This is a genomic window from Mesorhizobium sp. M7A.F.Ca.CA.001.10.2.1 (assembly GCF_003998575.1).
Taxonomy (GTDB): Bacteria; Pseudomonadota; Alphaproteobacteria; order Rhizobiales; family Rhizobiaceae; genus Mesorhizobium.
Window position 1 is genome coordinate 1 of sequence record NZ_RZQY01000398.1, and the last position, 5,473, is coordinate 5,473.

At 62.8% G+C, this 5,473-nt stretch carries 6 protein-coding genes and 1 pseudogene; 2 read left to right on the forward strand and 5 right to left on the reverse strand.

Annotation, left to right across the window (positions count from 1 at the left end; all coding sequences use genetic code 11):
* The coding region (locus tag EN964_RS22785) for a serine aminopeptidase domain-containing protein (RefSeq protein WP_206528746.1) at window positions 1–866 on the reverse strand (866 nt) is incomplete at its 3' end.
* A 105-nt stretch (window positions 867–971) separates the two neighbouring features.
* Here EN964_RS22785 and EN964_RS22790 point away from each other — a divergent pair.
* A complete protein-coding gene (locus EN964_RS22790; RefSeq protein ID WP_127269959.1) occupies window positions 972–1,721 on the forward strand; it encodes a helix-turn-helix transcriptional regulator in 750 nt (249 codons plus the stop codon).
* 21 nt (window positions 1,722–1,742) lie between these two features.
* Here the strand turns inward: EN964_RS22790 and EN964_RS22795 are convergent, their stop codons facing one another.
* Together EN964_RS22795 and aguA are read right to left on the reverse strand one after the other, a co-directional pair.
* Window positions 1,743–2,837 (reverse strand): polyamine ABC transporter substrate-binding protein, encoded by a 1,095-nt coding sequence (locus tag EN964_RS22795; RefSeq protein ID WP_127269957.1) that lies wholly within the window; start codon window positions 2,835–2,837, stop codon window positions 1,743–1,745.
* Between the two features lie 45 nt (window positions 2,838–2,882).
* Window positions 2,883–3,989 (reverse strand): agmatine deiminase, encoded by a 1,107-nt coding sequence (gene aguA, locus EN964_RS22800; RefSeq protein WP_127269955.1) that lies wholly within the window; start codon window positions 3,987–3,989, stop codon window positions 2,883–2,885.
* Between the two features lie 204 nt (window positions 3,990–4,193).
* Here aguA and EN964_RS22805 point away from each other — a divergent pair, with 204 nt between their 5' ends.
* Window positions 4,194–4,700, forward strand: a complete 507-nt coding sequence (locus tag EN964_RS22805; protein WP_127269953.1) for an OsmC family protein — start codon at window positions 4,194–4,196, stop codon at window positions 4,698–4,700.
* A 3-nt stretch (window positions 4,701–4,703) separates the two neighbouring features.
* On the opposite strand, the gene EN964_RS22810 is transcribed toward EN964_RS22805, so the two are convergent.
* Window positions 4,704–4,925, reverse strand: coding sequence for a hypothetical protein (locus EN964_RS22810; RefSeq protein ID WP_013532531.1), 222 nt, complete (start codon window positions 4,923–4,925; stop codon window positions 4,704–4,706).
* A gap of 165 nt (window positions 4,926–5,090) precedes the next feature.
* A pseudogene (locus tag EN964_RS22815) lies at window positions 5,091–5,473 on the reverse strand (hypothetical protein); the annotation flags it as partial.

Here is a 5,473-nt window from a genome sequence, read left to right on the forward strand (position 1 = left end):
ATCGCATAATGTTCGACTTCGGCCAGCTTCTCCCGCAATGCATCGCCGCTGACGCCTTCGGTGCGTAGCCGCACCGCCGCCAGTGACGGCAGTTCGAGCGCCCAATGCAGCGGCTCGAATTCGTCGGGCTGCACCAGCGTGAACTCCAGCGCTGGCGAGATCAGCACGATGCCGCTCGGACTGACGCCGATATCTTCCTGCAATGTCCTGGCGAGCAGCGCCGCGCGGAACCCGCCATAGCTTTCGCCGGCGAGGAACAGCGGCGACCCGGTGCGGCCGTTCTGCGCGAGATAGAGCCGGATGAAGGCGCCAATCGAGCTGGCATCCTGGTTGACGCCCCAGAAATCGCGCGTGTCCTGCCCCGGTGCCTCGCGGCTGTAGCCGGTCCCCACCGGATCGACGAAGACGAGATCCGTCATGTCGAGCCAGCTGTCCGGATTGTCGATCAGTCTTTGCGGTGAGGGCAGGAGTTCGCCATCGGCTCCCGTCGCGATTATCCGTGGACCGAGTGCGCCGAGATGCAGATAGGCGGACGCTGCTCCAGGGCCGCCATTGAACACGAAGGTGATCGGCCGATGCGGGTCTTTGGCCACGCTCGCCAGCGGCTCCAGCGTGTAGGCGACGTAGAAGATCTCCGCCGTGACGTCGCCGTTGCCCGACAGCAGCGACAGGGTCGCTGCCTTTGCCTGGTAATCCAGCTTGCGCCCGGCCAGTGTGATCGAATAGTTGGTGGTCTGCGGCGGCGGCAGCAGGGACAGCACACCGCCCGCAGGTGCCGGCCGCTCCGCCGTTTCAGCCAGGACGGGCTGCGCCAGGACGGCAAGCATCGGCAGGATGAGGAAGATCAGTTTCAGCTTGACCGGCATGATGGCTCCGCGAGAACGACTCCCGCATAGGTATGGCCGAGAGGATCGAAGTCAAAGGAAATGGCTGTCTTGAACCTGCAACGGCTTGCGCTAATGTGAGCCGGAATGCAGTCGAACATCTCTCTCGATCGGTTTGGACACTGGAGCGGTGGTGTCGCCGCCGCGGCCATGGCTGCAACGCCCGAAGAATTGTCCGCTCGCTTCACAGCGGCGGCGAGCGGACTGCTTGGCTCCGACCGCGCCTATGTCGGCTTCTACCGTCGAGACATCACATCCCTGACCATCGACGATGCCGGCCCCGATCGCTGGAACCGCGACTACGATGCACGACTGTATCGCCAGGATCCCTTCTTCCAGAGGTTCGCCAGCACAAGACAGGATTTCCTGTTGCCGCTGTCGGCACTCCGCAATGGCGACTTCCAGCGTACCCCCTACTATCGCGAATTCTTCGGCCCTTCCGACAGTTTCGACGAGATCACCGGCGTGTTCAATCTCGACGGGCTGACCGCTGGCTATGTCACCTTCCTGCGGCGAAACGGGGCACCGGCCTTTGGCGATCAGGATCTGGAGATGGCTTACGCGGCAAGCAGCGCGACAAGGCTCATTCTGCAAAGATTGCTTCATCTGTGCCGCTCCCGGGACAAGGGCGCCGCAATCGGTGACGGACGCTCGCGGCTGAGCAGGCGCGAGGCCGAGGTTGCGCGGCATCTGGTCGAGGGTGGCAACGCCAAGACGATTTCGCGAAGCCTCGCCGTCTCACCCGGCACCGTCCGCAACCACATCAAGCAGATCTACCGCAAGCTCGGCGTGCACTCCCAGGTCGAGCTGCTGGCGGCCTTCCGCGAAGCCGCTTGAGCCTGACGGCTTACGCCGGCGCTATTGCCCCGTCACGATGCGCGTCCACATGCGGTTTTGTGATCGCAGCAGCTTTGGGTCGTTGTTGTCGACCACGAACAGCTTGGCCTTCACGGCATCAGGCGGAAAGACGCCGGGATCGCTGGCTATCGCCTTGTCCATCAGCGGCAGGGATTCCGGTATCGCATTGGCATAGGAGACATAGCTGGAATTGGCCGCGGCGATATCGGGCCGCAGATTGAAGTTGATCCAGGCCTGGGCGTTGTCGGGATGCGGCGCATCTTTCGGCACCACCATCGTATCGAAGTTGATGAGCGTGCCTTCTCTGGGGATGGAATAGGCGATCTCCAGCTTCTTCACGGATTCCGCCGCACGGGTCCTTGCCTGAAGTATGTCGCCCGACCAGCCCAACACCACGCAGATGTCGCCGTTGGCGAGGTCGTTGATGTATTTCGACGAATGGAAATAGCGGATGTAGGGCCGCACCTTGCCCATCAGGTCCTCGACCTTGGCGAGGTCGTCGGGACTGGTCGATCTGGGGTCGATGTGAAGATAGTTCATCGCCATCGGGATGACTTCAGCCGGCGCATCGATCATGGCCACGCCGCAATCGGAGAGCTTCTTGACCACGTCCACGTCGAAGACCATGGCGAAGGAATCCGTCGGCGCGTCCGGCAGCCGCTGCTTCACCGCGGCGACGTTGTAGCCAATGCCGTCGGTGACGGCCATATAGGGCACGGCATGCAGGTTCTGCGGATCGGCGCCCGCGATCAGCGCCAAGGCCTGCGGATCGATCTTCGAATGGTTGGCAAGCTTCGATTTGTCGAGTTCCAGGAACGCCCCCGCCTTCACCTGGTTCTTCAGGAACGGATAGGCTGAGGGGTAGACTACGTCATATCCCGAGCCGCCGGTGAGCAGCTTGGTTTCAAGTACCTCGTTGCCGTCATAGACATCGTAGCGAACCTTGATGCCCGTTTCCTTCTCGAATTTCTCGGCGGTGTCCGGCGCGATGTAGTCGGACCAGTTGTAGACGTTGACGATCTTTTCCTCGTCAGCCGAAGCCGCATTTGCGCAGACGCCGCAGGCAAGCAGGGTTGAGAAGATCAGAGCGCGCATAAATGTCCTCCGTTTTCGCTATCTGTTTTCGGCATGCGTCGTCCCTCAGCGTCGCTGCGGGGCATAGACCGGCAAGGTGATGCAGGCGACATTGCCGCCGCCCAGCAAGATCTCGCGCGAGTTCTCGATGCCGACTATCTTGTGGTCGGGAAACAGCTCGGCCAGCGTCTGCTTGGCCTTCACATCGAGATCGCAGCCGAACTGCGGTACCACCACGACGCTGTTGCCCGGATAGTAGTTGATGTAGCTCGCCGCGATCCGGTTTCCGGCCGGTCGCGCCCAGGTCGAATCCAGCCGGTCCACGCTCTCGCTTTCTTCCGGCGTCATCTCGATCGGCAGGGGATGCGGCAGCCGGTGGATCTCCAGTGCGCGGCCACGCGCATCACGGGCCGAACGCAGCACCTCTTCGGCTTCTCGCACAATCTCATATTGCGGGTCCTCCCGATTGTCGGTCCAGCTCAGCACGACCACGCCGGGACGCACGAAGCAGCAGACGTCATCGACATGGCCGTCGGTTTCGTCGAAGGCAAGGCCACGCGGCAGCCAGATGACGGTGTCGACGCCGAGATAGTCACCAAGCTGGCGTTCCACCTCGGCCTTGCCGAGATGAGCGTTGCGATTTCGGTTGAGCAGGCATTGCTTCGTCGTGATGAGGGTGCCCTGGCCATCGCATTGCAACCCGCCGCCCTCGGCGATCAGCGGTGCGCGGTAGCGATCCATGTTCTCGATTTCGAGCACTTTTTGCGCTGCCAGATCATCGAGGTCCCATGGCGCGTAGAGGCCGCCGTCAAAACCGCCATAGGCGTTGAAGATCCAATCGACGCCACGCACGCCGCCTTGATCGTTGACGACGAAATTGGGACCGCTGTCGCGCAACCAGGAATCGTTGGTGGACATCTCCACGACACGCACATGGCCGGGCAATCGCGCTCGGGCATTCTGCCACTGGCGAGCGGAGGCCGCCACCGTCACTGGCTCGCTTTGCGCGATCGCCGCGGCGACATCCACGAACAGCTTTTGCGCGGGCTTGGCGCCGAGGCGCCAGGTGTCCGGCCGCTCCGGCCAGATCAGCCAGCAGCCTGACTTTGGTTCGAATTCGCCGGGCGCGCGAAACCCATCCTGTTTCGGCCTTGTCGAGAGGGTACGGGGCATCTTGGGACCGCCGGGAAATGGAGTGATGACTTGCCCGGATCAGACGTTTTTGGGACCTTGTCCGTCAATGTCCCATTTGGGATATCGGTGTTGACCGCTGTCTCCTGTTGCGGAACGGCATTGCCTTGCCACGGTGATCGGCGCAAATCTCGACCGGACGGCGTATGCCGGTGACGCAAGCAGTCGACGAAAGGGGAAAAGCGGATGGATGCGACCGAACTGAAGGCCATGCAGGCGCCGCTGAAGCAGGCCTACCGTGACGATGCTTCGCAGGCTCTGATCACGCTTCGCGCCAAGGGCTCGATCGATGACCAGTCGGTTGCCTGCAAGGTGGAGACGGGCAGGGCGCTCGCCATCGCCGGCTTGCATCCGGCAACAGGCGGCTCAGGGCTTGAACTCTGCTCGGGCGACATGCTGCTGGAGGCCTTGGTCGCCTGCGCCGGGGTGACGCTCAAGGCGGTGGCGACGGCGCTCGAGTTCAAGCTCGGCGCCGCCACGGTGGAGGCCGAAGGCGATCTCGATTTTCGCGGCACGCTCGGTGTCGCCAAGGATGCACCGGTCGGCTTTCGCGCCATCCGGCTCAATTTCAACCTCGACACCGCTGAGCCGCAGGAGCGGGTAGACTCGCTGCTGAAGCTGACCGAGCGTTATTGCGTGGTGTTCCAGACCATCAGCCAGAAGCCGGAGCTGACGGTGAGCGCACGCCGCTGATGCTTACTGCGCCGACGGTTCTTCGGCGTCGCCCTCGTCAGTGAAGGGCGAGGCGCTCGGCACGCATTGCACCGACCAGCCGGCCGGTGTCGGCTGCTTCTGATATTCGGTGATGGCGGCGGTGCACTGTTCGCGTTTGTCGAAGGTGCTGGGCAGCACGACCATGCCGCCTTGCGGGCCGGCGATTACCAGATACCAGACCAACGCTGCTGCGGTCGTAGCCATGGGGATTTCCTTGTTCTGCCAGTTGGGCGCTGTTGTGGGAGTCGCTGTGACCCTACCAACTCCATGGAAATGACGAAAGCCTGACCGCCGCACAGCTTCCCGCCGTCACATCACAGCCGCGTGATGTGACGGGGGTTTCCAGCCCGATTTCGAAGCGCAATCGGCTCAGTTGGTGGCAAAACAATAGAACAAGCCATCGCCCCCGGTGCCCTTGAGCGCCTCCTGGCTGCAGCCGCCGCGCGAGGCGTGCGAGGAATTCCAGGATTTGGCCGCTGCCGAATCGTCGAGACCGGCGCGGTCATGATGGCCCATCATCGCGGCGCCTTCCGCCCCGCTCATCGTCCAGTTGCCGCAGGTCTGGTCGGCGATCTTGGTGCCGTCGGGCTTGGAGCCGGTCAGCACGTCGTGGCGGTTGGGCGTGTCGCCGCGGCCGTTGACCGCTTCGCCTTTCTCGTTGAGCGCTGTCTGTTTGGTGATGCCGTTGGCATCGCTGTGCAACGAGGCGACATCGTCGGCGATCTTGACGCCCTTGGCGTTCACCCATGGCC

What these genes read in the sequence shown, in the direction of transcription:
- EN964_RS22790 (WP_127269959.1), top strand. Translation starts at nt 972, where the DNA reads ATGCAGTCGAACATCTCTCTCGATCGGTTTGGACACTGGAGCGGTGGT.
- EN964_RS22795 (WP_127269957.1), bottom strand. Translation starts at nt 2,837, where the DNA reads ATGCGCGCTCTGATCTTCTCAACCCTGCTTGCCTGCGGCGTCTGCGCA.
- aguA (WP_127269955.1), bottom strand. Translation starts at nt 3,989, where the DNA reads ATGCCCCGTACCCTCTCGACAAGGCCGAAACAGGATGGGTTTCGCGCG.
- EN964_RS22805 (WP_127269953.1), top strand. Translation starts at nt 4,194, where the DNA reads ATGGATGCGACCGAACTGAAGGCCATGCAGGCGCCGCTGAAGCAGGCC.
- EN964_RS22810 (WP_013532531.1), bottom strand. Translation starts at nt 4,925, where the DNA reads ATGGCTACGACCGCAGCAGCGTTGGTCTGGTATCTGGTAATCGCCGGC.